Origin of the sequence: Acinetobacter sp. VT 511 (assembly GCF_001077515.1) — a bacterium.
In the GTDB taxonomy this organism is placed as follows: Bacteria; Pseudomonadota; Gammaproteobacteria; order Pseudomonadales; family Moraxellaceae; genus Acinetobacter; species Acinetobacter schindleri.
The window spans coordinates 1-25,148 of the sequence record NZ_LFRE01000028.1 but is presented as its reverse complement, the minus strand read 5'-3'; the positions used below and the strand labels follow the sequence as shown (position 1 = coordinate 25,148).

Sequence of the window (25,148 nt, the reverse complement as noted above, 5' to 3'; positions counted from 1 at the left end):
ATGGAAGATGTTCAAAAAATGAGTTAAAATGATTCCCCTTGCATGGATTCACTTTGAAAAACAATGGTAAAAATGATTCGACCATTGAGGGATTCAGCCTGGATGGTCGCCCCAAGCATATCAAGAATAGATTTTGTTATCGCGAGCCCTAAGCCGGTTCCTTCTTCTGTTCTTTGTCTAGATGCATCTGTTCGATAAAATCGATCAAATAACCTGGATAGTTGTTCAGGAGAGATTTCAGGGCCTTCATTTTCAATTGAAAATATTGTGTTATCTAAATTCTGTTGAAGTTTTATGCGTATTGTAGAATTCTTATTTCCATATTTAACTGCATTAGATAATAGATTGCTGAGTGCTCGACGTAACATAGCAGGATCACCTTTGACATTTCCAGATCCTGTTTGTTGAAGCGTCATATTTTTTTCGGCAGCTAGCGCATCATAGAAATCAAATAAGGCTGTAACTTCTTTAACCAGGTCAATATTCTGTAAGTTCTGTAATTTTAGGCCATGTTCTGCTTTTGCCAAGAAAAGCATATTGGATACCATTCGAGCCAAACGTTCTAATTCTTCTAAATTAGAAAATAGTATTTCTTGATAAGTACCAATATCTCGGTTACGGGCAAGACATACTTGAGTTTGAGTCATTAAGTTATTAATCGGTGTTCTAATTTCATGCGCTAAATCAGATGAAAAATCGGAAAGCCTTTCTAAAGCTGATTCTAGTCTGTCGAGCATATCATTGAAGGCAATTGCTAATGATTTTAGTTCTGTTGGTGTGTGCTCAACTTCTAAACGTTCTGAAAGATGTTGGGCAGAAATGCCTTCTGCGACCTTAGCCATTTTTTGCACGGGTCTTAAACCTCTCCAGGTTGCAAACCAGCCTAAAAACATTAAACAAATCGTACCGGCTAAACCAATGTAAAAAAGTTGACGCTTAAAATCATTTAAAAAATGTAGATGTTCAGATGTATCGATCCCCACAATAATGCGTACAGATTGTATCTCAGTATTTTTGTTTATATCCGTGTTGTAGATCATGCCACGATAAGTCTTATCCTGAATTTTCCATTTAATCCATGAATTATTTGCTGACTTGGTTAAGTGTTGAGTATTAATTGTTGAAGGTGCTGAACTAAATAAAACTTTACCTGTCGGTCGTTCTATTTGAACCATAAGATCATGGTGTCCAACTAAAGCGTCTCTCAAATAAAGATTAAGTTCTGGAGAGTTTTTAGGATTCTGTTGGATAAGATTCTGAATCAGCTGGATTTTACCTTCTAATTGGGTACGGTCTTGAGTCTCAAAATGATGCATTACTAATTTATTTATGAACAAACCCATAATAATTAGAATGAAAATAGTAGATAATGAGAAAATGATACCGATCCGGAAACTGATCGCTCTGAATAAATTATTATTCATCCTCTACCTCTAGTACATACCCCATTCCTCGAATATTCTGAATTAATTTGGGAGTAAAGTTACTGTCAACTTTACTTCTTAATCGTTTAATAGCGACTTCAACGACATTCGTATCACTATCAAAGTTCATATCCCAAATTTGAGATGCAATAAGTGCTCTTGGTAGAATTTCACCTCTTCTACGCATAAAAAGCTCCATAAGCGCGAATTCTTTAGCCGTTAAATCAATGCGTTGACCTGCTCGTGTTACCCGACGTTTTCTCAAATCAAGTTCTAAATCAGCAATCTTAATAATATTATTATCTTCTCTTTGTTGCCCTCGTCTAAGGAGCGTTTTTATTCGAGCTAGAAGCTCTGCAAAAGCAAAAGGCTTAACTAAATAATCATCAGCGCCTAGCTCTAATCCTTTTACTCGATCTTCGATTTGATCTCGGGCGGTAAGAAAAAGAATGGGCATTGTTTTACCGCTGCTACGAATATCATTGATAATATTCCAACCATTTAGTCCAGGTAACATCACGTCTAAAATAATTAAGTCATACTCTTCAGAAAGAGCTTGATGTTTACCCGTTAACCCATCTGTAACCCAGTCCGTAATATAGCCAGCTTCGGATAAACCTTGCTTGAGATAATCACCAGTTTTTTGTTCATCTTCAACTAATAGTATTCTCATTTCCGAATCCTAAGTCATTCATTAAAACTATAATAACGTTATAAAACATCTGATCGAGATAGATTACAAAAATGTCATTTTCAAGTCACTTAGATGTTCAGTGCTTCACTTTATTGTAGTAGCAAGAAATTAACTTTTAGAGAAACTTATGAAAACTGTAGTGCGTCGTAGTCTAACAATTTTAATGTGTGCTGGAACTTTAATTGCTGGTACTCAATCTTGGGCAAAAGATGTATCAACCTCAAGTGCCACTAAAACGGTAAAAGCACAGAAACCTTGTACAAAACCTTGTAAAATGGAAAAAGATGACAAGACTCAGCAAGATCATAGTCAACATCAGTCTCCTAACTCATCTGACATGTCAAAAATGGATCATTCTATGATGAATATGGACCATTCTAAAATGGATCATTCAAAGATGAATATGCCTGGTAGCAATAAATAATTTTATAAATAGCGAGAAAGAAGTATTAAAGTTTATACTAAATATTTGCTTTATTACTTCAATCTTGACCTTTCTAAAGGTGAGATAGAATGTCAAAAAAGTTAAGTCATGTACTCTTAATTGGAGTTGGTTTATTTTCATCAACTTGGGTAATGGCGGCAGTTAAAGAATATGATTTAACAATCGCTGAACAAACTGTAAATATCACAGGAAAACCGCTAAAGAGAATTACCGTTAATGGTAAATTCGTTGCACCACTTCTTGAATTTGAAGAAGGTGATGAGGCCGTTATCCGTGTTCACAATAAGTTAAAAAATCAGGACTCTTCAATCCATTGGCATGGCTTATTATTACCTGGAATTATGGATGGTGTACCTGGATTTAACAAATTTAATGGCATTGCCCCTAATAAAACTTATGAATATAAGTTTAAAGTCCGCCAAAATGGTACTTATTGGTATCATTCACATAGTAAAGGACAAGAACAAGACGGTTTATATGGTGCTTTTGTTATTTATCCTAAAGATAAAACTCCACTAACAGCTGCTGAAAAAACCGATAAAGATTACGTTGTTTTGCTTTCTGATTTTCATAATTCAACAAGTGATCAAATTATGAAAAATCTTAAAAAAGAAGCAGATTACTATCAGAACCGTCGCGAAACAGTATTCGATGTATTAAAACAAGTTAAACGTGATGGATTAAAGGCAACTTGGCAAGACCGCTCTATGTGGAATCAGATGCGGATGTTGAAAACAGATATGTCCGATGTGACTGGTTATACATTTTTAATGAATGGCAAAACACCTCAGCAAAACTGGACCGGTAACTTCAAAGCTGGTGAAAAAGTTCGCCTTCGTTTTATTAATGCTTCCGCTATGTCATTCTTTGATGTACGCATTCCAAACCTAAAAATGACTGTAGTCAGTGCTGATGGTCAACCTGTAAAGCCCGTTCCTGTAGATGAGTTCCGTATTGGTACTGCTGAAACCTATGATGTCATTGTGGAACCAAAACAAGCACATTACCAAATTGAAGCTGAATCTATTGATCGTACCGGTTTTTCAGTGGGAACATTACATGAAGAAAGCAGCCCAGCAGTCAAACAAATTGAGATGCCTAAATCTCGCCCTCGTGCTTTATTAACTATGGAAGATATGGGGATGAGCCATGACATGTCATCTATGAAAGATATGAATCACGATATGTCTTCTATGAAAGGTATGGATCATGATATGTCTTCTATGAAAGGCATGAATCACGATATGTCTTCTATGAAAGGTATGGATCATGATATGTCTTCAATGAAAGGTATGGATCATGATATGTCTTCTATGAAAGGTATGGATCATGATATGTCTTCTATGAAAGGTATGGATCATGATATGTCTTCTATGAAAGGTATGGATCATGATATGCCGATGAATAGCGCTACTGTTAAGGCGGCTTCAGACAAGAATGATAATACCGTATTTGGATGGGCAAATGCTTCAACACCTGAAGGTAATAAAGCATTGCAATATAGTGATTTGCAATCGTTAGATCCTCAAAAAGACACTCGTGCAGCTGAACGTGAAATAGAGATCCGTCTTGGTGGAAACATGGAGCGTTATATTTGGACAATAAATGGTAAAAAATTTAATGAAGCCGACCCACTAGTGGTGAAGTATGGTGAACGTATTCGCTTAAAATTTGTCAATGACAGTATGATGGCTCACCCAATGCACTTACATGGCATGTTTATGCAGCTTGAGAATGGTCAGGATCCAAGCAATATGCCAAACAAACATACGGTAATTGTTCCACCTGGGAAAACGATAACCACTCTACTCACAGCTGATGAGTTAGGTGAGTGGGCTATTCATTGTCACCTGCTTTACCATATGAGTGCAGGAATGATGAATAAACTCATTGTAGCTCAAGTGGAAGATGGTAATTCTACAAAGACTGTTCCTCAGTCCCAAGTAAATGAGAAGGGAGTAAATCCACATGCACATCACTAATAATTTGTTTTCAAAAACAACTTTGATGATTGCGCTATTTGGATTATCAAATCTAACGTTCGCTAAAAATGAAACTCCTGTACAAGACAGTAATATTACAAAAAATATGAAAATTCTTTTACAGGAATCTGGAGGATTAAAGTATTCCCTTCAAGAGCGTTATCCAGAATATTATTCAATGGAAAATGCGGATATGGGGGATAAGAGTGTCCAGATTGCGCTTGAGAACTCTAACTCACCTCATGACAATCATCTTAAAGAACATGGTGGACAAATTTATCAAACGACAAAATTTGAAAATGAATGGATGGTTGATGAAGACGGTAAGGGCAACCTAGGAACAAAGTTTGAAACTTTAATTGGAACAGATGAAAATCGTCTATTTATTGAAGCCAATTCGGAAAAGTCAGAAAGTAATGATCCAAAATATGCTGTATCAGCACTTTATAGCCGTAACGTAGCCCCATTTTGGGATGTACAAGCTGGGGTAAGATATAGTGAAGATAAAAATAACAGCAGCAGCGATCGAGTGGATGGGGTTATTGGTATATTAGGTCTAGCTCCTTATTTCTTTGAAACACAAGCATATCTTTATGGCGGTGAGAATAATTTTTGGGGAGCAAGTTTTGAATTAGAACGTGATTTGCTTTTAACTCAGAAACTTATTACTCAACCTTATATCGAAGCAGATGTAATATTTAGCGATGATTCTAACTATGCTGCAAAATCAGGTTTATCAGAACTAAAAACTGGTATCAAAACCCGATATGAGATTACTAAGCGAATTAAACCTTTCATTGATGTTGCTTACCAATATGAAAAAGGACAGAAAGCCACTTCTATGCAAGAGGCAACAGAGTCTGAAAAGGGATGGAAATATGGTGCAGGCATCGAATTAGTTTTTTAAAATAGTATGATTTGGATTCATGAATGGTAGCTTCGGCTACTATTCATGAATTATTACTATTTATTTTCGAATCTGTAAAACTAAAAAAGCTTAATTTTTGGTCTATTTTTATGCAGTGGTTAAAAACATGCTTATCGCTGTTTTTATCGTTTGCTATTCTTTTAGTAGGATCGGCTGCTACTACTTCGTCTGTACATCATCGGTGTTTAATGCCATCTGAATAGATGCATGTGGCATAGCCGTCTTCATCGATTTGAATCCTAAAGTGGCCCTAATGATCCGCTTTAGCTTGCCATGATTACATTCGATCACGTTATTTTTATACTTAACCTGCCTGTGCTCAAGATCTGGTGGACATTTTCTTTCCCATTTTAACCGTGACAAAGCACCTCCATATGTGTGCTTTATCTGTATCTATCACTTGTGGGGCCTTCCTTTGCCAGAAGATGCGGATACTGAGCATCCAAAAGTAAAAGAACTGCATGAGCTTCTTGCATAGTCTGAAGGTATGGTCTGGTGTTCACCTGAACGTCATGGTTCTATGAGTTCCATTTTTAAATCACAAATAGACTGGATTCCACTTGCAGGAGGAGCAATCGGCACTGTTGCAAATAACCACGAATGGTAAGCTGAAGACTGTTTTAGCTAAAGGTGCAGCATATGAATCCTTTCCATGGTCGGCATTTTCAGGGCGAAATCATTCTTTGGGCTGTGCGCTGGTATTGTAAATATGGCATTAGCTATCGTGAACTGCAGGAAATGCTGGCCGAACGGGGTGTGAATGTTGATCACACGACTATTTACCGTTGGGTTCAACGTTATGCTCCTGAAATAGAAAAACGTTTACGCTGGTATTGGCGTAATCCTACAGATCGGCATTTATGGCATCTGGATGAAACTTACGTAAAAGTGAATGGCAAATGGGCATATCTATACCGTGCAGTTGACCAACGTGGCCATACTCTTGATTTCTATCTTTCTGCTAGACGAAATACCCATTCAGCTTATTGTTTTCTTGGTAAAATTTTGAATCATGTCAAAAAATGGCAGATTCCACGAGTCATAAACACTGATAAGGCTCATACCTATGACCGTGCTTTGTCGCGACTAAAACAGGAAGGAAAGTGTCCTGAAGACCTGGACCATCGACAGATTAAATACAAGAATAACGTGATTGAATGTGATCATGGCAAGCTCAAACGGATCATCAAGGCTACGTTGGGATTCAAGTCTATGAAAACGGCTTATGCCACAATTAAAGGAATTGAGGTTATGCGTGCTCTACGCAAAGGACAAGCTTCATTATTTTATAACGGTAATATTCTAGGAGAAGTTTGGCTAGTAAATAGAGTTTTCGGTCTCTAAGCTTTTTTGAAGGGAAAATCATCGACTCAGATCCCTATTGCAACAGTGCCGTTGTTAGTGGTTTGACCCACTAACAACTAACACGTTGGCTATTCATTGAGTAAATCCTAAACTCAACTAATTCTTTTATTTATCAGACAACCATTTTTCTTCTTTTATTTATCAGACAACCATTTTTCGACATTCGACGGCACATTCACGGCAAGCATCAGCACATTGCTGGCAGTGTTGATGCTCATGTTGGCTACATTCATCTGCACAGTATTCACAAGCCTTGGCACAAAGCTCACAAATTTCTTTCATAAAAGGAGATTCTTTTTGCTGCATACGAGCACAGAGCTGACAAATATCTGCACAATCTAGACAACGCTGAATACATTCTCGCATCATCTCCAGATTTTCTTCTTTTAGACAGGCATTTGCACAACTGGCACAGGTAAGGGAACAGCTCATACATGCCTTTGCGCAATCTGAAAATTGGATATCGTTCATCATACTTACCTAAAGTCACTTGATTTAGGAATAAGCTAATCAAAAAAAAAGATATACACTAGGACGATTAGGTAAGGGAAAGTAAAATAGTCATAGATTTTGTTAAATGGTTTTAGATGCTGGCTTTGAGTGATTTAGCTGCTCATGTATTCAGGCACTGTTGCAAATAGGCTGACATGATAAGCTAAATATCTTATTTATTTCGAGATACAGCAGATGAATCCCTTCCATGGTCGGCACTTTCAAGGTGAAATCATTCTTTGGGCTGTTCGTTGGTATTGTAAATATGGCATCAGCTATCGTGAACTTCAAGAAATGCTCGCTGAACGGGGTGTGAATGTTGACCACACCACAATTTATCGTTGGGTTCAGCGTTATGCTCCAGAAATGGAAAAACGCTTACGCTGGTATTGGCGTAATCCTACAGATTTACATTCATGGCATATGGATGAGACTTATATCAAAGTGAAGGGGCGATGGACTTACCTGTATCGTGCAGTTGATCAACGTGGTCATACGATTGACTTTTACCTTTCCGCTAGACGGAACAGTAAATCAGCCTATTGTTTTTTAGGAAAAATCTTCAATACGGTGAAAAAATGGCAAATTCCACGGGTCATCAATACAGATAAAGCAGCGACCTATGGCCATGCTTTATCACGGTTAAAGCGAGAAGGAAAATGTCCAGTAGATATTGAGCACAGGCAGATTAAGTATAAAAATAATGTCATTGAATGTGATCATGGTAAGTTAAAGCGGATCATCAGGGCCACATTAGGATTCAAATCTATGAAGACGGCTTATGCCACAATTAAAGGTATTGAAGTCATGCGTGCACTACGTAAAGGACAAGCATCGTCATTTTATTATGGTCAGCCTCAAGGTGAAGTGTGTCTAATCAACAGGGTTTTCGGTCTCTAAGCACTTTTAAAAAGGAACTTCATCGACTCAAATCTCTATTTGCAACAGTGCCTTCTTTAATTCAATTTTCTTTGAATAAAAACTCGATTTCGTCCCATTGAGGTAACGTATGCTTTTTAGGTACGACTTCAAACTGTAAGTCAACACAACTAAGTACTTTTTCAAATAAGTCAAATGAGCCAGTGAAATGACCGTTTTCAATCTCAGAAATTGTTGTTTTATTCACCCTAGATTTCTCCGATACAGTCTTTTGTGTATAGCCGAGTTTTTTCCTGGCCAATTTTATGTTTTCTCCAATCTCTTTTCTAGAAGCCATACTATTTTTCCGATTTCACAATATTGTATTAGCCATATAGCGAACCTTGTATAATTTATATGCAATGTTAGCTATATAGCAAATATTAAACGTTAGATCATAATAACTTTATAGATAATGCCTATGAGCATTCCTAACCTGTATCTCATCTAGCCTTCGAAATAAGAATTTTCCAAATTCAATACACTTCATAAAGCCTGTATATAGCATCTAGGCTTTATATATTCCTCATCATATTAATATTCTTATTTAATTAGCCATCCAGGTGTGTCTATTGGGGAGTAATCAAAACTGGTTAATTGAATAAAATTTAGGCCGCGTTCCTAATTTTAATGTAATGTAAAAAGAACGGTTTTTATATAAGGACATGATCATGAGTCCACATTCACAACAAATAGATAGGTCTAGACTTTTGGCTAAAGCATCCTGGAAAGCTGCTGAACAGCTTGGACTAAAGCCAGAGCAATTTTTAAGAATTCTGCATCTTGAAGGGATTGATGGTGAATTTTCTGAATTACAAACCTTAGATCCGAATTCTCAACAAGGGGAAATAGCACTAATTGTAATTCGGATTTACAGAGCTGTTTATAGCCTGAATGGTGGTGATATTAAATGGATGCATCATTTTCTCAATTCCCCTAATTCATTAACTGGAGGAGTTCCTATAGAACAGATGGAAAGTATGAATGGACTACTTTCTGTACTTAAGGCCGTAGAAGCCTTTCCATGTTAAGGTACTGACTTTTAAAGAATACCAAGAATTACTTAGGAACAAAAATAAGTATAGTTATCAGATAATATTGTTAGAGAAGTCCTAAAATAGCAGGCTATTATCTTGAGCACCTCTCCCTTTCATCTCTAGGCCCAGATCCAGTAGAAGTATAAAAAAGGATTATATAAATCATAAATACATATCATTTGAAAATTTCTAAGTTTCTATCAGAAGCTGTTTTATTACAGGGTCTAAATTCATCTAATGTTCATCCAGAGCCACTTTGTATACAATTCACTGATAAAAAAATTAGATCTATAGAATTAGAAGTATCCTTAAATTTATACTTTTTATATTAACCGTTTATCCAGATTCTATTGTTTTTCGAAGGAAGAAAAGTTTACCATCTGATTACGTCACAAAATCAAATAATGGATGAGTTATGAACAACAAGCGTGGGGGAATCAGAGAAGGTGCAGGTAGAAAACAGAAATACAATGAACCTACCAAAACTGTAAGAGTACCTTTATCCAAGGTCGTAGAGATTAAAGATTATCTGAACAAAGCAGATAGCCAATGCTTTAATGATGTCGCTTTAATCACTCCTGTACAGCCATCCACTTACATGCAAATTCCTTTAGCAGCCGAGAAGATTGCTGCTGGTTTCCCTTCCCCTGCTCAGGATTATGTAGACAAGACATTAGATATGAATGAACACCTCATTAGCAATGAGGCTACGACGTTCATTGTAAAAGTGGCCTCTCTTTCCATGAGAGATGCAGGTATCGAAATTGATGATGAACTTGTGGTTGATCGTAGCCTTGAAGCCAAACATGAAGATATCGTTATCGCTCTGATCGACAATGACTTTACTGTTAAGCGCTTGATGATTGAAGGTGACTATCGCTGGCTTAAAGCTGAGAATTCTGATTGCTCTGATATACATCTTAGAGATGGCCAGGAGATGGTGATTTGGGGTGTAGTGACTTATGTCATCAAACCATTCAGGAAACGTAAGTAACTACTCTCTTGGTTTCATCATATGGCATATACCAACAAGATATTTGCTTTGGTAGATATCAACAACTGTTATGTCAGTTGTGAACGTATCTTTAATCCAGGTCTAAATAACAAACCTGTAATTGTCCTCTCTAACAATGATGGCTGTGCTGTGGCACGCTCCCAGGAAGCCAAAGATTTAGGTATCAAGATGGGAGTGCCCCTCTTTCAAATTAAGGACATTGTAGAGCAGCATAAGGTCCAGGTACTCTCAAGTAACTATGCTTTATATGCAGAAATGTCTCGCAGATTCATGAAGGTCCTGTCTAAGTTTGTAACTCCTGAAGAACAAGAGGTCTATTCGATTGATGAATGCTTCTTGGACTTGACTGCTTATACCAAGAAGTATGATTTGACTGATTATGCACAGACGATTCGTCAGCGTATTTTTACCTGGCTCGGTTTACCAGTATGTATTGGCTTAGGTAGGACTAAAACTGAAGCCAAAATGGCAAATCACATTGCAAAAAATAACACCTACTTCAATGGTGTGTGCAATCTGGTTGCTATGGATTTTTGTGCTATAGAAAGCTTATATGAAACGATAGAGGTAGGTGAAATTTGGGGCGTAGGTAGGAAACATACAAAGAAACTAAATAGTCTTAATATTTATTCCGTGCTGGATTTCGTGATGGCCTCTTCTTTCATGATTAGGGATCAATTTTCCATTGTTATGCATAGAACATTACTTGAATTACATGGTGTCTCTTGTATCGAGTTAGAACATACTCAAGCCCCTCGAAAGCAGATTGTCGCAAGTCGTTCATTTGGCCAAAGGATTTATCATATTGATGATCTTAAAGAGGCTATGAGTCTCTATGTTCAAGATGCAGTAGCTCGCTTAAGAGGAGAGAATATGTTATGTGGTTACATGATTGGTTTCGTACAATCCAATCCATTTGATACGCATAGACCCTATTACAGCAAGTCTGCAGCACTTACTTTGCCAAAACCTACGGATAACGTATTAACGCTGTGTAAGATTGCCATAAAAATGATAGATGATTTATATCAGAAAGATGTAGGTTTTAAAAAGTGTGGCGTAATATTGACTTGTCTAGAGCCTAAATCTAGCCATATTTATGACCTGTTCACTGACATGAAACAAATAACCGCAGACAATAACTTGATGGATTCACTTGAAGAAATCCATCATAAGTTTGGAAAAACCAAGCTTGCCATGGGTGCAAGTATGTTACCGAATAGAAGCTGGAATATGTCTCGTGATCAACTGAGCCAAAACTATTTTCAATGGGACCAATTGCTTTGTGTAAAATAAACTCATGAATACTTAGTAATCCTGATCTTATTCCACCCCCTAATTATTTTTTCTTTTTTAAAATTTCTTGTAAGTTTTCAGCAGTAATGCCTGTGAAATTGTTTTCTTGTAGAAAAGTCAGGATTTCATCTACTGTTACTCCCCCATTAAAAAGTTGAAGTAAAGTTTCCTTATGTTGAGAAAGTAATTCATTTCGCGTAAGTGTTTTTTCATTCACTTTGACTAGATGGCGGCGAAGAATATCTTCAAAATTTTTAGCATCATTAATGCTATATATTTTTTGGTTCTTCGCTACATATCTTGAAGGCTTTTCTTCTTTTGCTGTTACAACTTCAAGAGAATTTTCTGTTGAGAATGCAGAATTTGTATTATCTGGATTTTCACTATCGAATTTTAAACTATTCTGATCTTGCATCATATTTCTTCCTTAGGAATAAATGTACAAGCCAATTATTCTGAATATATCACTGGACAGAAATGGCAAAACATGACCCTTTTTTGATTTTTAATTTACTGAAAAAAGTCATCTTTTGCGCTAAGAACAAAAAGAAAAAACAAGCATGATTTTCATTATATTCATTACATCCAATGAGCCGAAAAAAGTACAGGATGGGACGATGTATATCACATCGTCCATTTCACAAATATCGAGCTCGCTTCGCTCGGTCTCAATTTGTATATAGTAGAAAAAAATGAAAAAGGCTTTAAGAAACAAACAAATTATTATTCGGCTCACAGAAGATGAGTATCGGCAGATTACAGCTTCCTGTGAAGTCCTACACATGAATCAAGCAGATTATTTACGCAAGAAAATTTTTAATGAATCTCAAATCATTTTATTAGAAAAACAGGAAATTCATGATGTAAGAGTTACCGGAATTTTACTGACAAAACTTTTGGAAAAACTCAAAGATACACAACTCATTCTTTATGAATTAGAGGAAATAAAACAGCTCATCACTGAGATCAAAATGACTGTACGTAAACTCAATGATAGGTTGGATAAGATATGATTATTAAAGTCATTCCCAACCCGATTGACTCATCAATTGATGAACGCGTGACTGGATTATCTGATTATATTCAGCATCCGAAGCAAACGCGTATTAATTATCTACCGGAGTATATTAATCAGCTTCATCCTGGTTTTGATGAAGGTTTACTCTCTGAAAAATGTGTCTATTCAAACTCGAGAAACTTTTTAGAGGTTCCTATCTATCAAAAAACTGAAACGTCGAAAACTATCAGTTCAAACTCTCATGTGATTGACCCAATCGTATTGAAATATCAAAAAATTGAAATGTCACAAACGGCCAGTTTGAACTCTCGTGTGATTGACCCAATCGTACATATGGTCGGAAGTTTTAAAAAATTTGAAGTTCCAACTGTTGAACAACTTGAAGAACAGATCGATATTTTAGCAAAACATCTAGGTGCAGAAGAGTTGCAAATGCAATATGCAATGCATCTGGATACAGACAATGTGCACTTTCATTTAATCGTCAATAAAGTTCATCCGTTCAAAAAAAATGAACACCATGAAAATAAAGTCATTGATCTTGGTGTGGGGTGGATTTTGAATGCAGTCCATCGAGCTACTGCAGAAATTGAAGCAAAACAGGGCTGGGAGCCGGAACCTAATCCAGTTTTCATTTATAACCATGAAACTGGACAGTGTGATAAAAATCCAGATTATGTACCTCAGCCTGATGCTGAAAAAATTTATTCGAAAATTCGAGATCAAGAACATCGACATCAACAAAAAAGTCGAATGAGCAGTGAAATTGCGGTAGGAATAAACTATCAACACTATATTGAAAATAATATCCAGCAGGTAATGAACAGCGCTAAAAACTGGAAAGACTGGCACCAGCGATTAGCCGAAATTGGAATTTTGTATGAAAAAAAACGTAATGGTAGTATTTTTAAAATTCAGACAAGTGAAAAGCAAACACTCACCTTTAAAGCCTCATTATTTTGTAATAAACAAGTCACTCTGAAAAACTTAGAAAAACGATGGGGGGATTTTACTCATCATGATGTCGATCACAAAATAATTCCTCTGATCAAGTTAAGCGATAATATTCAGCACGTCCAATCAGCAAAAACGACACTACATTCTTATCATTTGTTCAAAAATGAAGATTTTCTAGTTAAAGATCTCCATGACGTTTATTTAAAATTAAAAGTAGAAAAGGATTCAATTAGTAAAAATCGTAAAGATGAATATCAAAAAATTTCTTTTAAAAATGAAAATTATAAGCATGATAAACAGCATTTTTTAAAAGACTTACAACAAAAATTTCCAGAGCAATCATCTGATGCCATTTTTACATTACTACATTATCATCATCACGCGGATCAAATTAATTCGAGAGCATCACAAAGAAAAAAATATAACGCTCAACATAAAAACCTAAGTGAAAATACATCTCAAACGCTGAAAAAATGCTTTCCATTTTCCACAAGTTTTGATTCATCGAAAATCACATCTTATGCAGATTTTTTAAAATTTTTCCCACCTTCACATTACTTGCTTATGCAACAACAATTTTTATTTGACCAACGTCAATCTAAAAATTTTATTTGCCAAGATAATCCAAAGATCAAAACAGCAAGAATCATTTTCGATTGGCATCAACCTCATGAACCTATTGCCATTCAAAATCAATATGGGATCCTCGTCTTTAGCAACTATTCTCTCGCCCGGCTGCAACAATGTATCAAAGTACTGGATCCTAATCAGAAAGGAACTCTCAGAGGCTCGTCAGAATTTAAAGACTTGTTCCATATAGCTTTGCAACATAGAGCCCAAGATATCAAGGATGTAAATAAAGAAAGGGCTTTACCAAGTTTTGAACGTTTGTCTCAAAACAATATCGAATCTTGCTTTACTGAACTATTTAAAAGATTTAAAACTACCCACGCACCTCAAAGTACTGCCATTATTAAAACTTGTTTGCTCTTAAATTGTTGCGGTATACCAATGGTGTTACTTCAATCAACATTAGAAAGTTGTATTAATCAAAAGAAATTGCCTGATCTTAAAGAAGATGATCTAAAGACCTTAAAACTTAGGATTCAAAAACTGATTTATACTCAGCCCAAAGAACTGAATAAGCAATATTTCAATTCATCTGATATTGAATATTGTTGGCAACTATATTTCAGTCTACAAATTTCTCCACTCAAGCAACCAAAAGAACAGAAGTACAATTCACAGCCTACATCTTCATCTTCAACACTAGAATTAGAGCTTGTGCCTAAGGCTGAAAAGAAGAGAACAATCAGACTTCCTGAAAATTTAGCTGAATCGGAGTTTGAACAAATGCTGCAATACTTTGAACACAGTCGAAGACTCAAATTTCAGAAAAAACAAGAAGTAGAACGCTTGAATACCTTAGCATCTTCAAAAAAAACTTCTATACCTTCTCAGCAGTCTAAAATGATGTTTTCCTCTAGGAAAAAATATGTCATAGAATATAAGTTTGGACATAAATTTTATCTAGATCAGCACGAGACTGCATTCATTGAAGCAAAAGATGCTTCATATATTGCTGTTGTAAGTGAAAAGAATAATCACATTCTTGATGCTTTACTTCTAGCAAAAGAGAAATATGGTACGGTGCAGGTCTACGGCAGTGAAACATTTAAAGACCAGGTAAAAGGATTAGCTACAGAATATAATATTCCAATTGTACTTGAAGAAGAATTAGAACAAGTATTCATTCAAAAAAGTGTCCCCCCTACCCCGTCTCCTTTAGAACTTAGTTTAGAAGAAAGGGATTTAGGCATACCTTTAGCAGAAGAACGAGCAGAGAAATTTTATGAGAATCAAAAAATTGATTCTCGAATGAAAGACAAGGAACAAAATTATTCCAAAGATAATGATTTAAATTATAGGTTATAAAATAGCCTAAGAATTGCTTAGGCTAATACATAGGAGGATTCAGGAAAGTATTTAAGAAATTCAACTTTCACTAAATCAATATTATTCACTTCAGGATTCTCTGTTAAAAAGTGTTCTAACCAAACCAAAACTGCTTCATGATTGTTATAGCAATGGTTCACATCTAAATAATTAGCAATGCCAAATCCCATTCCTACATTTAATTGTTTAATCAACTTATAGCCCATAAGCTTAGCTTTACGGCTTACCCATAACTCATCCGAAGTAAACATATAAAAACTCCTGCACCAATTTATTGTGTTGCAGGTTACTATTCCTCTAATTTACAAGATATAATTTGATTTAGATAGGCAAAAATACTTGTTATAGGTAAATATAACCTGCTGCAGGTCATAATTTATCAAAGTATTTAATTTAATGCAATAAAAATAACCTGTAGTAGGTTATTTTTAAACTTTGAAAGATAATATGATTAGATGTAAGTTAGCCAGCCTTATGGGTGAACGCAAAATCTTAAAATTAAGTGATGTTGTCCATGCAACGGGAATTAACCGTAATACTCTCACCAATATGTACTATGACAGAGCTGTACGTATTGAATTACCGGTAGCAGACAAACTGTGCAAATTTTTTAGCTGCACAATGAATGATCTATTTGAATATCTAGAGGATTAAGTGGACTTAGCCTCTATTATTTATATGTATTCCACCTTAACTTAACTATCCATATAAATTATTTGGTACCTACTAATCTTGGATTATTAAAACCGCATAAGTTATGTAACTTATGCGGTTTATGTGTCAGGAATCTGTCCACTTATGGGCGGCTAAAGGCGTACGCATTTTTTGTCATCTTTCGCCTCTTGCAAAGTTCGCTCATATTAAACAGCAGTATTCAGTGGTTTATGTGCCAGGATTGATTACCCAGTACCCAGATTACATAAGCATCGTAAGTTATGTAACTTAAGCAATTTATGTGTCAGGAATCTGTCCACTTATGGGCGGCTAAAGGCGTACGCATTTTTTGTCATCTTTCGCCTCTTGCAAAGTTCGCTCATATTAAACAGCAGTATTCAGTGGTTTATGTGCCAGGATTGATTACCCAGTACCCAGATTACATAAGCATCGTAAGTTATGTAACTTAAGCAATTTATGTGTCAGGAATCTGTCCACTTATGGGCGGCTAAAGGCGTACGCATTTTTTGTCATCTTTCGCCTCTTGCAAAGTTCGCTCATATTAAACAGCAGTATTCAGTGGTTTATGTGCCAGGATTGATTACCCAGTACCCAGATTACATAAGCATCGTAAGTTATGTAACTTAAGCAATTTATGTGTCAGGAATCTGTCCACTTATGGGCGGCTAAAGGCGTACGCATTTTTTGTCATCTTTCGCCTCTTGCAAAGTTCGCTCATATTAAACAGCAGTATTCAGTGGTTTATGTGCCAGGATTGATTACCCAGTACCCAGATTACATAAGCATCGTAAGTTATGAAATTTATGTGCAATATTGCTAATTTTATATATTACTTACTAGATATTATGCTTAGCTGCATAAACCAAAATTAGGCGGAATATTCGTTATTACAGCTCATTTAGTCTTTTAATGATGCTAGCTATAACGTTTATAGTGTCGTTGTATCAGCTTCGATTTGAAAAATTGAGAGAAAACTGTGAACTAAATTGTATATTGAAGACCATTAAAAAATAATAGTATCGTAGCTGTGATTCTTAACCTATATGCAAGAAACGTCATCAGTTAATCAAGAATACTTATACTTGTAAAGTATACCGGTTTGGGACACGCGCTTCTCATAGGATTATGAATACGCGCAGATGGAATGAATCTGTGAGCATATAAAACAGTAGAGACTAGCAAAAGTTCTAACAAAAAAATATTTGGCTCTTAGTATGAATCACAACATTACTTAGAATATTTCTCATGTTAGGGGAGAATGGTGTTGTAAAATCATTTTATTAGAGCTTCAAGAAAGAATTAAAAGTGCGGATCTATAATAGCACATGAGCCAATTTCAAAATGAGCTGTACTGGCACTACATAGTGAAATCAATTATTTTTGTTTCCCATATTTAGGTTTATAACCAACATTTAATAGATGTACATAATATTTTTTTACATTCTGTTGATCGGTTAATTCGGCTGCTATTCTTTCCTGAAAATCTTCTTGAGATTCGCCTATCTTTCCAAATTCACGTCCAAAATCTGGATTGTTGACAATATCGCAAAGCTTTTGTGCAAAATATAAGATTTGCTTTGCTGTTAATTTATATAAATTTTCGGGATTTTTATCATTGAGTCTTAGAACTGTATCTTTTTCAAAAAAAGTAAACTCTATATCAGTGATGGTCCTACCTTCTTTTTTCTGGGTATAAGTAACTTCAATATCAGTAAATTTATTGATTTGGTTCAAAGCTACAGTTAGAACTCGCTTTTTAAAATCTCCCATTTGAGAGTATTCATCTTCTAGCAAGCCCAATTTCTCTCTAAGATCTATCATAGAGATGTAAAGCTTTCCAGTGGATCTCCAACGTATTAAAAGCTCATACAATCGAATAGAATAAACACTAGTAAGTTGAGATATTTGCTTAAGTTCATATTTGGTAAATTTTTCTTCAAGCTTAATGAAAAGCGGAAGGATATCTGGAGCAAATATCAACTGTACACAGGCAGCCTCTTTAACGTATCCAACTTTGGATACCCAGCGGCTCTTATAAACTGCTTTTTTTCCTGTAACAGGATCTATTGTTTTATAATTAAGCCTACGTTCAAATAAATTATCACATGCAGCTTGTAATGCTTCGTATGCTGATTGTCGACCAAGATTAAACTGTTTCATATACTCCGAAGCATGGATCGTTAACATAGTTTCTGCTGTTAATTCTTCCTCAATATCACGGGCAGCAATAATTGCTATTAAAATTAATCTTTGTTCTGATAGATTTAGTGTATAAGATGCATCAATCAAATTATTATCTTTATAAATTACATTATTGCCCATATGTCATTACTTCAATTTATGTTTAACAATACATGGACAATACTACTTAATGTCCATAAATGGAAGTTTTTTTTAATGACAGGAATTTGTCTACTTATGAAAGGAAATTGTCCCTACAAATAAAGGAATCTGTCCTTTTATATAAAGGAATCCGTCCTTTTATATAAAGGAATCTGTCCACTTATTGGTAGGAATTTGTCCACTTTAATTCTTTGTATTCCACTGATATCAACCTTTTCAGCTGTTCTATAAATAATAAATTTAAAAATATATATAAAATATAAAAAAAAGAATTACTTGTGGATAAGTTTTAAATTAATTTTTTTTCACGATAGTTGATTTTTACTTAAAATCATTCTAAATTACGTAAAATATTTAACTTACGTAACTTGCATAAAATTATGATCATATTAGTAGGTGGTGAAAAAGGTGGAGCTGGTAAAAGCTGTTTATCTCAAAATTTAGCTGTATACCTTCAAACAAAAAATAGAGATGTTCTTTTATTAGATGCTGATCCTCAAGGAACAACAACTGACTGGATAAAAGAACGAGACGATAATGATGATTTAAAGGATATTCCCTCAGTTCAAGCTTCTGGAAATATTCGTTCAGTTCTCAAGGATCTTCAAGGCAGATATCAGGATATTGTAATCGATGCTGGTGGGCAAGATTCAGAAGCTTTACGTTCTGCAATGACAATTGCTACGCATATGTTATTACCTTTTAGACCAAAACGTAGAGATTTAAAAACATTAGCGCATATGGAACAAGTTTTAAAATTAGCTAAAACAGTCAACCCAGATCTTATTGCGAGAGCAATTATTACCCAATGCCCAACGTTGCCATCCCAAGTTCAACGAATTTTAGATGCAAAGGATGCATGTAAATCATTTGGCATAAATGCGTTAAATGCAATTACAACTAATAGAAATGTTTATGATGATGCTGATGAAAATGGCCTTTCTGTTTTTGAAGTAGATAGTGATCTAAAAGCAAAAGCAGAGATTAAAAATATAGCTAATGAATTTTTAGGAATTTAATCATGGCTGGATTAAACGGTTTAAAAAAGAAAGTTGAAATATCTCCCGAAGATCAGTTGGCAGAAGTATTTATATCTGGGGCTGAAAAAAGGATAAGAGCTTTAGAAACCAAAGAGAAAAAATTTGTTAGATGTACATTTTCTTTGAATGATGAAGTTAGTCAACTAATTGATGAACTGATTGTTAAAAGTCAAAATGCCCGTGTTAACAGATCAAGTATTGTAAGAATTGCATTAGAAAATCTGGCTTCAAAAAGCCCAGAGGAAATTAAAGAAATTGTTAATCAACAACTTCCTTAATGATTTATGTAAGTTACGTAACTTATAATAGTTACGTAACTTATTTAAATTAATGCTTCCAAAAAATATTTTCGTAAATTATTAAAACTTAAATAAAATTATAAAAATTTTGCAAGGAACGACTCTAACTGAAAGATTAAGTAGAGCTTTACTTGTTGTACAGAATGTTGTACATTTAAGTTGTACAAAATATTGTACAGGACTACGTTTTTGCAAACATGAACTCAAACAGCCAATTTTTTAATTTAAGTGTCCATATAAAGTATCTATAGCGAACCTATGAGCCAATGTGCCAACCAAACCAATGCTAGATCAGTGAAGTGACCATATATATTGTTTAAGGCTAAATATTTAATTAGGAAATGCAAAACATGCAAGTATTTACATATACAGATGTACGTAACAATCTAAAATCCGTTTTAGATAAAGTTATTGAAGATGCGGATGTAGCAGTAATTACTCGTAAAGAAGGAAGCCATGCTGTTGTTATGGGTCAAGAACACTATGACAGCTTAATGGAAACGCTTCATCTACTTTCATCTCCGAATAATACTGCTCGTTTAAATGAATCAATTGCCCAATTACGTGCATCCCGTACTATTGCAAGGGATCTCATAGAAGATGAATCGGACAATTGAGTTTACGGATAACGCATGGGAAGACTATCTTTATTGGCAGACACAAGACAAAAAGATACTCAAGCGAATAAATGCTTTGATCAAAGAGTGTCAACGTACACCATTTGAAGGAACTGGAAAGCCTGAACCACTCAAGGCGAATCTTTCAGGCTTTTGGAGTCGTCGAATCGATGAAAAGCATAGATTGGTTTATGAAGTTACAGATGAACGAATAAGTATTGTTCAATGTCGCTTTCACTATTAACCAATTTAAGCCCTTACTCAACTAGAGTAGGGGCTTTCCTTTCTCTATTTTCATTGCAGGAATAATGATGCTTTTATCCGCTAAGAGGTCTGAATCTTCCTCATAGTTAGAGCCAGAAGTGAAATCCCGTTAGTCTTTAGAAACTAGACATCACTATTTGGGGCTTACACTATGACTTCGCATAAGAGATTTTATGTTAAATGGATATTCATTAAATTATTATAAGATTTATCATTTTCTTGTAATTTTAATATCTCCAATAATGTTGTGAGGACCAAATGCCACTATTTCTCCCTGAACAGGGGATAAATAAATGGTTTCCCAAAGAAGTTTAGAGAAATTTTGCATTACTTCTAATGAATACTCTAATAAATCAATAGACTTATCTTCATCATTACTTCGATCAAAAAATTGGTCTACTTGTTTAGTAAAATCTTGGAAAAATTCATAATTATTTCTCTCAAGTTTAATTAGTTCAGGATTCCTTGGAATAGGAGCTATTATTCGAGGCGCTTGCTGTGAACCAATTAAATTAATGCTATCCAGCCTAACCCATGCTTTTTTATTAGGCATACTAAGAGGACAAGCATGCATTACTAGATCTCTATAAACTCCTAGTTTATGAAGCCAACCAGTAGGAGAGCAAATGTCCTTAAAATACTTATCAAACTCGGATGTTACTGTCCTTTTTTCATAATATTTTTTATATATTCTTGATGTGGTATTCATATGTTTATCAGTTTTAATATCATTAGGAACAATATAATGAAAAACATATTCAGCAATATAGTCTCTGAGAATACATGCATTAAATAAGAAAATCTGAAATTTATCGTAGATTAATGAAGAAAAGGCATCTTCAAACTTTTGACCAATTTTTAAATCATTTTTAATGACTTTAGCATTTAATTGCTTTCTATATATTATAGATAAGTCATAAAAAGAATTATTAATAGTATCAATGACATATTGAATTCTCTTGGATAAATCCCATAAATGTCCTTTTTGCATACGATAAGCGGAATTAGATATTTCTCCCCACTTTTGACGTGCTTCAGTATGCGCCCAAGTCTCATTTTTATAATCATGATAAAAACGATATTCTGGTAGGCTTGAACCATCAAAATGCATTTCATGATATAGAAAATTTACGCCAATAACTTTATGCCCTAGGGAATTTAAACTTGAATATAACTGGTTAAAATTTTTTAATGTTAATACAGCTGTTTGATTAGTAAGGGTATTAGGGAAAATAAAAACTTTATCTTTTTCTTCTGGAGAGTTGATGGCATATCCGCCACCTAATAAGTGAACTTCTCTAAAGACTATTGGCCAATCAGACATATTTTATAAGTCGCTTTAACTTTTGTAATATAAAAATTATTTATCCTATTCACTATATTCTTAATCTTAAAAAAAAAGCTAAGGATTTTTCCATTTTTTTATCAATAATGCTAAAATTCTTATACGCCATTGACGTACTTAAACCTATGCTATTCATTGAAACCAGTATTTTTACCAAACAAATTAAAGAGCTGGTGAGTGATGAAGAATATCGTCAGCTCCAGCAAGATCTCTTGGTACAGCCTGATAAAGGTGACTTAATCAAGAATGGCGGTGGCATTCGTAAAGTACGCTGTGCTCAAGGTAATAAAGGTAAAAGTGGCGGTATCCGTGTGATCTATTACTGGGTCACAGAAGATGATCAGATATTTTTCCTAGTGGCTTATCCAAAGTCTGTGAAAGATAATCTGACAGACAAAGAGACCTCGATCCTGCGTCAATTAGTAAAGGAGCAATTTCATGGATAACAACTTATTTGATGACCTGGTTGCTTCAATCAAAGAAGCTGGTGCCATCAAACGTAATGAGATAAAGGCCAGTCGAGTCACAGAGCTTGAATTGCCGGATATTAAAGAAGTACGTGAGAAAACTGGATTAACGCAAGCAGAGTTTGCTGCACGTTTGCATATCAGCGCGAGAACGCTACAGAACTGGGAGCAAGGTCGACGCTATCCGACTGGTCCTGCAGCGACTTTAATTCGTATTTTGGATGCTCATCCAACTTTGATCTAAATATTTTAGATAATAAAAAACCCCGGCATCCTGCCGGGGTTTTTCGTATTGGTTCGCTCGGTATAACTCCTGTCGTACCTTACAGTCCTTGTGCTTATCTATTGTTATTCTTGTATGGAACTTCCTGTTCCCGATGAGTTCATCATAGGAAAATTCCAGTATTCCGGATAGCCGCAAAGGGCCGAGTTTCATGTACGCCAGGGCGTACAAAATAGCCTAAATTTTATCCACAGCAATTGGGGATAGTTTCGCAACCTGGATCCGCTTAAAATGGGCACTGATTCGAAAATTGATCAATTATTGATCAATTTTTCTGGCAAAATGTTACAGATTCGCTTAAAAACTCACCAACTTATTACAAAAGCCGATTTCTGCTAATTTCTTGGTCATGACTAAATTTTTAAATTATTGATTTTAAAATTAATATACAACTGTACTTCGTATAACCGCCATTATGTTAAATAGGCGACTCTATGGTCAGTATAGATGCTCTACTTTTTATTAGAATAACAGCATCTTTTTTAAGCTGAATAAAAAAATGAATATTGTAGAAGAAACTATAAAATTGGGTGATAAATCTATATTTTTTAAACGATGGATTGTCCCTGCTTCTCATAAGACTCCCATTATTTTGCTTCATGAATCTTTAGGAAGCGTTGAACTTTGGAAAAGCTTTCCTCAACGATTAGCTGAATTTCTCCAGAGAGAAGTTATTGCTTATGATCGCTTAGGATTTGGAAACTCCTCACCCTTAGAAAAATTATCTCTTAATTTCATTACGGAGGAAGCTCAAACAACTTTTGCTGCTGTACTACAACATCTAGAAATAGATCAATTTATTGTTATGGGCCATAGTGTTGGTGGTGGGATGACTGCTGTAATAGCTGCTATATATCCAGACCGTTGCAAAGCAGCAATTACTATATCCGCACAGTCTATGGTGGAAGAAATTACTCGACAAGGTATAAAAGATGCGGAAACTAATTTTTGTAATGAACAATTCATTAAGAAATTAGCTAAGTTTCATGGAGATAAAGCTGAATGGGTATTAAGAGCATGGATCGATACTTGGTTATCACCATCATTCCGTAATTGGAATATAGATGCCTATATATCAAAAATAGAATGTCCTCTTTTAGTAATACATGGGGAACATGATGAATATGCAACTTTGAGTCAACCAGAACGCTTTATTCAGCTTTCTAATGGATATAAAGAGCTGAAAATTCTAAAAGATTGTGGTCATTTCCCTCACAAAGAAAAGGAAACAGAGGTAATAACAGCTATCCAAAGTTTCTTAGAGAAAATTTAAATTTTCTAAAATTAACATAATACACCTTATACGAAATGTGTTATAATTCTCTTGAAAATTCAACGCTGTAGTTCCTAGTTGATAGCCCGAACATCCCTGTTCGGGCTTTTTTTATGATTTTTCACGTTCCACGCCTATTCTTTGACCAATGTTTCACGACTTTGTTCATATTAGTTAAACAATCGTGGTTAATCAGGCACTGTTGCAAATAGAGATTTGAGTCGATGATGTTTCCTTTAAAAAGTACTTAGAGACCGAAAACCCTGTTGATTAGACACACTTCACCCTGAGGCTGACCATAATAAAATGACGATGCTTGTCCTTTACGTAGTGCACGCATGACTTCAATACCTTTAATTGTGGCATAAGCCGTCTTCATAGATTTGAATCCTAATGTGGCCCTGATGATCCGCTTTAGCTTGCCATGATCACATTCAATCACGTTATTTTTATACTTAATCTGCCTGTGCTCAAGGTCTGGTGGACATTTACCTTCCCGTTTTAACCGTGATAAAGCACGTCCATATGTGGGTGCTTTATCCGTGTTGATCACTTGTGGAATTTGCCACTTCTTCACATTATTTAAAATTTTTCCAAGAAAACAATATGCTGATTTGGTATTACGTCTAGAAGAAAGATAAAAATCAATGGTATCGCCACGTTGATCGACTGCACGATACAGATAAGACCATCGTCCATTCACTTTTACATAGGTTTCATCAATATGCCACGAGCTCAGATCTGTAGGATTACGCCAATACCAGCGTAAACGTTTTTCTATTTCAGGAGCATAACGTTGAACCCAACGGTAAATAGTCGTGTGATCAACATTCACACCCCGTTCGGCCAGCATTTCCTGCAGTTCACGATAGCTAATGCCATATTTACAATACCAGCGCACAGCCCAAAGAATGATTTCGCCCTGAAAATGCCGACCATGGAAAGGATTCATATGCTGCACCTTTAGCTAAAACAGTCTTCAGCTTACCATTCGTGGTTATTTGCAACAGTGCCG

General features: G+C 35.2%; 27 protein-coding genes and 3 pseudogenes. 20 read left to right on the top strand and 10 right to left on the bottom strand.

Features of this window, described 5'->3' with window-relative positions:
• Positions 1–23 precede the first annotated feature (23 nt).
• Both ACS72_RS01035 and ACS72_RS01030 read right to left on the bottom strand, forming a co-directional pair.
• The gene (locus tag ACS72_RS01035; protein WP_034171651.1) at positions 24–1,424 is read right to left on the bottom strand and encodes a heavy metal sensor histidine kinase; all 1,401 of its coding nucleotides are present in this window, start codon (positions 1,422–1,424) and stop codon (positions 24–26) included.
• Positions 1,417–2,097 carry a heavy metal response regulator transcription factor gene (locus tag ACS72_RS01030; protein ID WP_004663993.1) on the bottom strand — a complete coding sequence of 227 codons (681 nt, stop codon included), beginning with the start codon at positions 2,095–2,097 and terminating at the stop codon, positions 1,417–1,419. Before ACS72_RS01030 ends, ACS72_RS01035 begins: the two co-directional genes overlap by 8 nt.
• Before the next feature lie 148 nt (positions 2,098–2,245).
• On the opposite strand from ACS72_RS01030, the gene ACS72_RS01025 reads away from it, so the two are divergent.
• The 4 genes and pseudogenes from ACS72_RS01025 to ACS72_RS17200 all read left to right on the top strand — a co-directional run.
• Positions 2,246–2,542, top strand: a complete 297-nt coding sequence (locus ACS72_RS01025; protein ID WP_004760992.1) for a hypothetical protein — start codon at positions 2,246–2,248, stop codon at positions 2,540–2,542.
• An 89-nt stretch (positions 2,543–2,631) separates the two neighbouring features.
• Positions 2,632–4,545, top strand: coding sequence for a copper resistance system multicopper oxidase (locus ACS72_RS01020; protein WP_048880961.1), 1,914 nt, complete (start codon positions 2,632–2,634; stop codon positions 4,543–4,545).
• Positions 4,532–5,452, top strand: coding sequence for a copper resistance protein B (locus tag ACS72_RS01015; protein WP_034671284.1), 921 nt, complete (start codon positions 4,532–4,534; stop codon positions 5,450–5,452). Before ACS72_RS01020 ends, ACS72_RS01015 begins: the two co-directional genes overlap by 14 nt.
• 23 nt (positions 5,453–5,475) lie before the next feature.
• Positions 5,476–5,673, top strand: a pseudogene (locus ACS72_RS17200) (hypothetical protein); the annotation flags it as partial.
• 16 nt (positions 5,674–5,689) lie between these two features.
• On the opposite strand, the pseudogene ACS72_RS01010 reads toward ACS72_RS17200, so the two are convergent.
• Positions 5,690–5,848 (bottom strand): annotated as a pseudogene (locus ACS72_RS01010) (DDE-type integrase/transposase/recombinase); the annotation flags it as partial.
• A gap of 16 nt (positions 5,849–5,864) precedes the next feature.
• Between ACS72_RS01010 and ACS72_RS17890 the strand changes: the two are divergent.
• Together ACS72_RS17890 and ACS72_RS01005 are read left to right on the top strand one after the other, a co-directional pair.
• Positions 5,865–6,050: pseudogene (locus tag ACS72_RS17890) on the top strand (NAD(P)H-dependent oxidoreductase); the annotation flags it as partial.
• Between the two features lie 62 nt (positions 6,051–6,112).
• Positions 6,113–6,817 (top strand): IS6-like element IS1007 family transposase, encoded by a 705-nt coding sequence (locus tag ACS72_RS01005; protein ID WP_005105861.1) that lies wholly within the window; start codon positions 6,113–6,115, stop codon positions 6,815–6,817.
• A gap of 162 nt (positions 6,818–6,979) precedes the next feature.
• Here ACS72_RS01005 and ACS72_RS01000 read toward each other — a convergent pair whose 3' ends face one another.
• Complete coding sequence (locus ACS72_RS01000; RefSeq protein WP_016804323.1) at positions 6,980–7,309, bottom strand: four-helix bundle copper-binding protein; 330 nt, start codon at positions 7,307–7,309, stop codon at positions 6,980–6,982.
• 216 nt (positions 7,310–7,525) lie between these two features.
• Here ACS72_RS01000 and ACS72_RS00995 point away from each other — a divergent pair, with 216 nt between their 5' ends.
• Positions 7,526–8,230, top strand: a complete 705-nt coding sequence (locus ACS72_RS00995) for an IS6-like element IS1008 family transposase (RefSeq protein WP_001067790.1) — start codon at positions 7,526–7,528, stop codon at positions 8,228–8,230.
• Between the two features lie 61 nt (positions 8,231–8,291).
• Here ACS72_RS00995 and ACS72_RS00990 read toward each other — a convergent pair whose 3' ends face one another.
• Positions 8,292–8,546, bottom strand: coding sequence for a helix-turn-helix domain-containing protein (locus ACS72_RS00990; protein WP_008306065.1), 255 nt, complete (start codon positions 8,544–8,546; stop codon positions 8,292–8,294).
• A gap of 373 nt (positions 8,547–8,919) precedes the next feature.
• On the opposite strand from ACS72_RS00990, the gene ACS72_RS00985 reads away from it, so the two are divergent.
• The 3 genes from ACS72_RS00985 (at position 8,920) to ACS72_RS00975 (ending at position 11,596) form a co-directional block, all read left to right on the top strand.
• Complete coding sequence (locus ACS72_RS00985) at positions 8,920–9,279, top strand: hypothetical protein (protein WP_008306067.1); 360 nt, start codon at positions 8,920–8,922, stop codon at positions 9,277–9,279.
• A gap of 421 nt (positions 9,280–9,700) precedes the next feature.
• Positions 9,701–10,279, top strand: coding sequence for a LexA family transcriptional regulator (locus tag ACS72_RS00980; protein ID WP_008306069.1), 579 nt, complete (start codon positions 9,701–9,703; stop codon positions 10,277–10,279).
• 21 nt (positions 10,280–10,300) lie between these two features.
• Positions 10,301–11,596: a Y-family DNA polymerase gene (locus ACS72_RS00975; RefSeq protein WP_008306070.1), complete on the top strand. Its 1,296-nt coding sequence runs from the start codon at positions 10,301–10,303 to the stop codon at positions 11,594–11,596.
• A 43-nt stretch (positions 11,597–11,639) separates the two neighbouring features.
• Here the strand turns inward: ACS72_RS00975 and ACS72_RS00970 are convergent, their stop codons facing one another.
• The gene (locus ACS72_RS00970) at positions 11,640–12,014 is read right to left on the bottom strand and encodes a hypothetical protein (RefSeq protein WP_034592760.1); all 375 of its coding nucleotides are present in this window, start codon (positions 12,012–12,014) and stop codon (positions 11,640–11,642) included.
• Between the two features lie 274 nt (positions 12,015–12,288).
• On the opposite strand from ACS72_RS00970, the gene ACS72_RS00965 reads away from it, so the two are divergent.
• Both ACS72_RS00965 and ACS72_RS00960 read left to right on the top strand, forming a co-directional pair.
• Complete coding sequence (locus ACS72_RS00965; protein ID WP_008306072.1) at positions 12,289–12,609, top strand: hypothetical protein; 321 nt, start codon at positions 12,289–12,291, stop codon at positions 12,607–12,609.
• Positions 12,606–15,506 (top strand): relaxase/mobilization nuclease domain-containing protein, encoded by a 2,901-nt coding sequence (locus ACS72_RS00960; RefSeq protein ID WP_008306073.1) that lies wholly within the window; start codon positions 12,606–12,608, stop codon positions 15,504–15,506. The genes ACS72_RS00965 and ACS72_RS00960 overlap by 4 nt, the downstream gene beginning before the upstream one ends.
• Positions 15,507–15,523: 17 nt before the next feature.
• Here ACS72_RS00960 and ACS72_RS00955 read toward each other — a convergent pair whose 3' ends face one another.
• Positions 15,524–15,778, bottom strand: a complete 255-nt coding sequence (locus ACS72_RS00955; protein WP_008306074.1) for a hypothetical protein — start codon at positions 15,776–15,778, stop codon at positions 15,524–15,526.
• 196 nt (positions 15,779–15,974) lie between these two features.
• Between ACS72_RS00955 and ACS72_RS00950 the strand changes: the two genes are divergently transcribed.
• The gene (locus ACS72_RS00950; protein ID WP_034592763.1) at positions 15,975–16,181 is read left to right on the top strand and encodes a helix-turn-helix transcriptional regulator; all 207 of its coding nucleotides are present in this window, start codon (positions 15,975–15,977) and stop codon (positions 16,179–16,181) included.
• Positions 16,182–17,576: 1,395 nt separating this feature from the next.
• Here ACS72_RS00950 and repM read toward each other — a convergent pair.
• Positions 17,577–18,524, bottom strand: coding sequence for a replication initiation protein RepM (gene repM, locus ACS72_RS00945; RefSeq protein ID WP_008306650.1), 948 nt, complete (start codon positions 18,522–18,524; stop codon positions 17,577–17,579).
• 401 nt (positions 18,525–18,925) lie between these two features.
• Here repM and ACS72_RS00940 point away from each other — a divergent pair, with 401 nt between their 5' ends.
• The 4 genes from ACS72_RS00940 (at position 18,926) to ACS72_RS00925 (ending at position 20,745) form a co-directional block, all read left to right on the top strand.
• On the top strand, positions 18,926–19,564 hold the full coding sequence (locus ACS72_RS00940; RefSeq protein WP_008306811.1) for an AAA family ATPase: 639 nt from the start codon (positions 18,926–18,928) through the stop codon (positions 19,562–19,564).
• A 2-nt stretch (positions 19,565–19,566) separates the two neighbouring features.
• A complete protein-coding gene (locus ACS72_RS00935; RefSeq protein WP_008306809.1) occupies positions 19,567–19,863 on the top strand; it encodes a hypothetical protein in 297 nt (98 codons plus the stop codon).
• Between the two features lie 371 nt (positions 19,864–20,234).
• A complete protein-coding gene (locus tag ACS72_RS00930) occupies positions 20,235–20,501 on the top strand; it encodes a type II toxin-antitoxin system Phd/YefM family antitoxin (RefSeq protein ID WP_048880960.1) in 267 nt (88 codons plus the stop codon).
• Complete coding sequence (locus ACS72_RS00925) at positions 20,485–20,745, top strand: Txe/YoeB family addiction module toxin (protein WP_008306806.1); 261 nt, start codon at positions 20,485–20,487, stop codon at positions 20,743–20,745. The genes ACS72_RS00930 and ACS72_RS00925 overlap by 17 nt, the downstream gene beginning before the upstream one ends.
• Positions 20,746–20,976: 231 nt before the next feature.
• On the opposite strand, the gene ACS72_RS00920 is transcribed toward ACS72_RS00925, so the two are convergent.
• Positions 20,977–22,089 (bottom strand): hypothetical protein, encoded by a 1,113-nt coding sequence (locus ACS72_RS00920; protein ID WP_008306804.1) that lies wholly within the window; start codon positions 22,087–22,089, stop codon positions 20,977–20,979.
• Between the two features lie 146 nt (positions 22,090–22,235).
• On the opposite strand from ACS72_RS00920, the gene ACS72_RS00915 reads away from it, so the two are divergent.
• From ACS72_RS00915 to ACS72_RS00900, 3 genes are all read left to right on the top strand, one after another.
• Entirely contained in the window at positions 22,236–22,556 is a 321-nt protein-coding gene (locus tag ACS72_RS00915; protein ID WP_000897309.1) for a type II toxin-antitoxin system RelE/ParE family toxin, read from the top strand.
• Positions 22,549–22,821, top strand: coding sequence for a NadS family protein (gene nadS, locus ACS72_RS00910; protein ID WP_004641921.1), 273 nt, complete (start codon positions 22,549–22,551; stop codon positions 22,819–22,821). The genes ACS72_RS00915 and nadS overlap by 8 nt, the downstream gene beginning before the upstream one ends.
• Positions 22,822–23,359: 538 nt before the next feature.
• A complete protein-coding gene (locus ACS72_RS00900) occupies positions 23,360–24,133 on the top strand; it encodes an alpha/beta fold hydrolase (protein ID WP_048880959.1) in 774 nt (257 codons plus the stop codon).
• Between the two features lie 247 nt (positions 24,134–24,380).
• Here ACS72_RS00900 and ACS72_RS00895 read toward each other — a convergent pair whose 3' ends face one another.
• Positions 24,381–25,085 carry an IS6-like element IS1006 family transposase gene (locus tag ACS72_RS00895; protein ID WP_001067784.1) on the bottom strand — a complete coding sequence of 235 codons (705 nt, stop codon included), beginning with the start codon at positions 25,083–25,085 and terminating at the stop codon, positions 24,381–24,383.
• Positions 25,086–25,148 lie beyond the last annotated feature (63 nt).

Coding starts and splice junctions, on each gene's coding strand:
- ACS72_RS01035 (WP_034171651.1), bottom strand. CDS start 1,424: ATGAATAATAATTTATTCAGAGCGATCAGTTTCCGGATCGGTATCATT.
- ACS72_RS01030 (WP_004663993.1), bottom strand. CDS start 2,097: ATGAGAATACTATTAGTTGAAGATGAACAAAAAACTGGTGATTATCTC.
- ACS72_RS01025 (WP_004760992.1), top strand. CDS start 2,246: ATGAAAACTGTAGTGCGTCGTAGTCTAACAATTTTAATGTGTGCTGGA.
- ACS72_RS01020 (WP_048880961.1), top strand. CDS start 2,632: ATGTCAAAAAAGTTAAGTCATGTACTCTTAATTGGAGTTGGTTTATTT.
- ACS72_RS01015 (WP_034671284.1), top strand. CDS start 4,532: ATGCACATCACTAATAATTTGTTTTCAAAAACAACTTTGATGATTGCG.
- ACS72_RS01005 (WP_005105861.1), top strand. CDS start 6,113: ATGAATCCTTTCCATGGTCGGCATTTTCAGGGCGAAATCATTCTTTGG.
- ACS72_RS01000 (WP_016804323.1), bottom strand. CDS start 7,309: ATGAACGATATCCAATTTTCAGATTGCGCAAAGGCATGTATGAGCTGT.
- ACS72_RS00995 (WP_001067790.1), top strand. CDS start 7,526: ATGAATCCCTTCCATGGTCGGCACTTTCAAGGTGAAATCATTCTTTGG.
- ACS72_RS00990 (WP_008306065.1), bottom strand. CDS start 8,546: ATGGCTTCTAGAAAAGAGATTGGAGAAAACATAAAATTGGCCAGGAAA.
- ACS72_RS00985 (WP_008306067.1), top strand. CDS start 8,920: ATGAGTCCACATTCACAACAAATAGATAGGTCTAGACTTTTGGCTAAA.
- ACS72_RS00980 (WP_008306069.1), top strand. CDS start 9,701: ATGAACAACAAGCGTGGGGGAATCAGAGAAGGTGCAGGTAGAAAACAG.
- ACS72_RS00975 (WP_008306070.1), top strand. CDS start 10,301: ATGGCATATACCAACAAGATATTTGCTTTGGTAGATATCAACAACTGT.
- ACS72_RS00970 (WP_034592760.1), bottom strand. CDS start 12,014: ATGATGCAAGATCAGAATAGTTTAAAATTCGATAGTGAAAATCCAGAT.
- ACS72_RS00965 (WP_008306072.1), top strand. CDS start 12,289: ATGAAAAAGGCTTTAAGAAACAAACAAATTATTATTCGGCTCACAGAA.
- ACS72_RS00960 (WP_008306073.1), top strand. CDS start 12,606: ATGATTATTAAAGTCATTCCCAACCCGATTGACTCATCAATTGATGAA.
- ACS72_RS00955 (WP_008306074.1), bottom strand. CDS start 15,778: ATGTTTACTTCGGATGAGTTATGGGTAAGCCGTAAAGCTAAGCTTATG.
- ACS72_RS00950 (WP_034592763.1), top strand. CDS start 15,975: ATGATTAGATGTAAGTTAGCCAGCCTTATGGGTGAACGCAAAATCTTA.
- repM (WP_008306650.1), bottom strand. CDS start 18,524: ATGGGCAATAATGTAATTTATAAAGATAATAATTTGATTGATGCATCT.
- ACS72_RS00940 (WP_008306811.1), top strand. CDS start 18,926: ATGATCATATTAGTAGGTGGTGAAAAAGGTGGAGCTGGTAAAAGCTGT.
- ACS72_RS00935 (WP_008306809.1), top strand. CDS start 19,567: ATGGCTGGATTAAACGGTTTAAAAAAGAAAGTTGAAATATCTCCCGAA.
- ACS72_RS00930 (WP_048880960.1), top strand. CDS start 20,235: ATGCAAGTATTTACATATACAGATGTACGTAACAATCTAAAATCCGTT.
- ACS72_RS00925 (WP_008306806.1), top strand. CDS start 20,485: ATGAATCGGACAATTGAGTTTACGGATAACGCATGGGAAGACTATCTT.
- ACS72_RS00920 (WP_008306804.1), bottom strand. CDS start 22,089: ATGTCTGATTGGCCAATAGTCTTTAGAGAAGTTCACTTATTAGGTGGC.
- ACS72_RS00915 (WP_000897309.1), top strand. CDS start 22,236: ATGCTATTCATTGAAACCAGTATTTTTACCAAACAAATTAAAGAGCTG.
- nadS (WP_004641921.1), top strand. CDS start 22,549: ATGGATAACAACTTATTTGATGACCTGGTTGCTTCAATCAAAGAAGCT.
- ACS72_RS00900 (WP_048880959.1), top strand. CDS start 23,360: ATGAATATTGTAGAAGAAACTATAAAATTGGGTGATAAATCTATATTT.
- ACS72_RS00895 (WP_001067784.1), bottom strand. CDS start 25,085: ATGAATCCTTTCCATGGTCGGCATTTTCAGGGCGAAATCATTCTTTGG.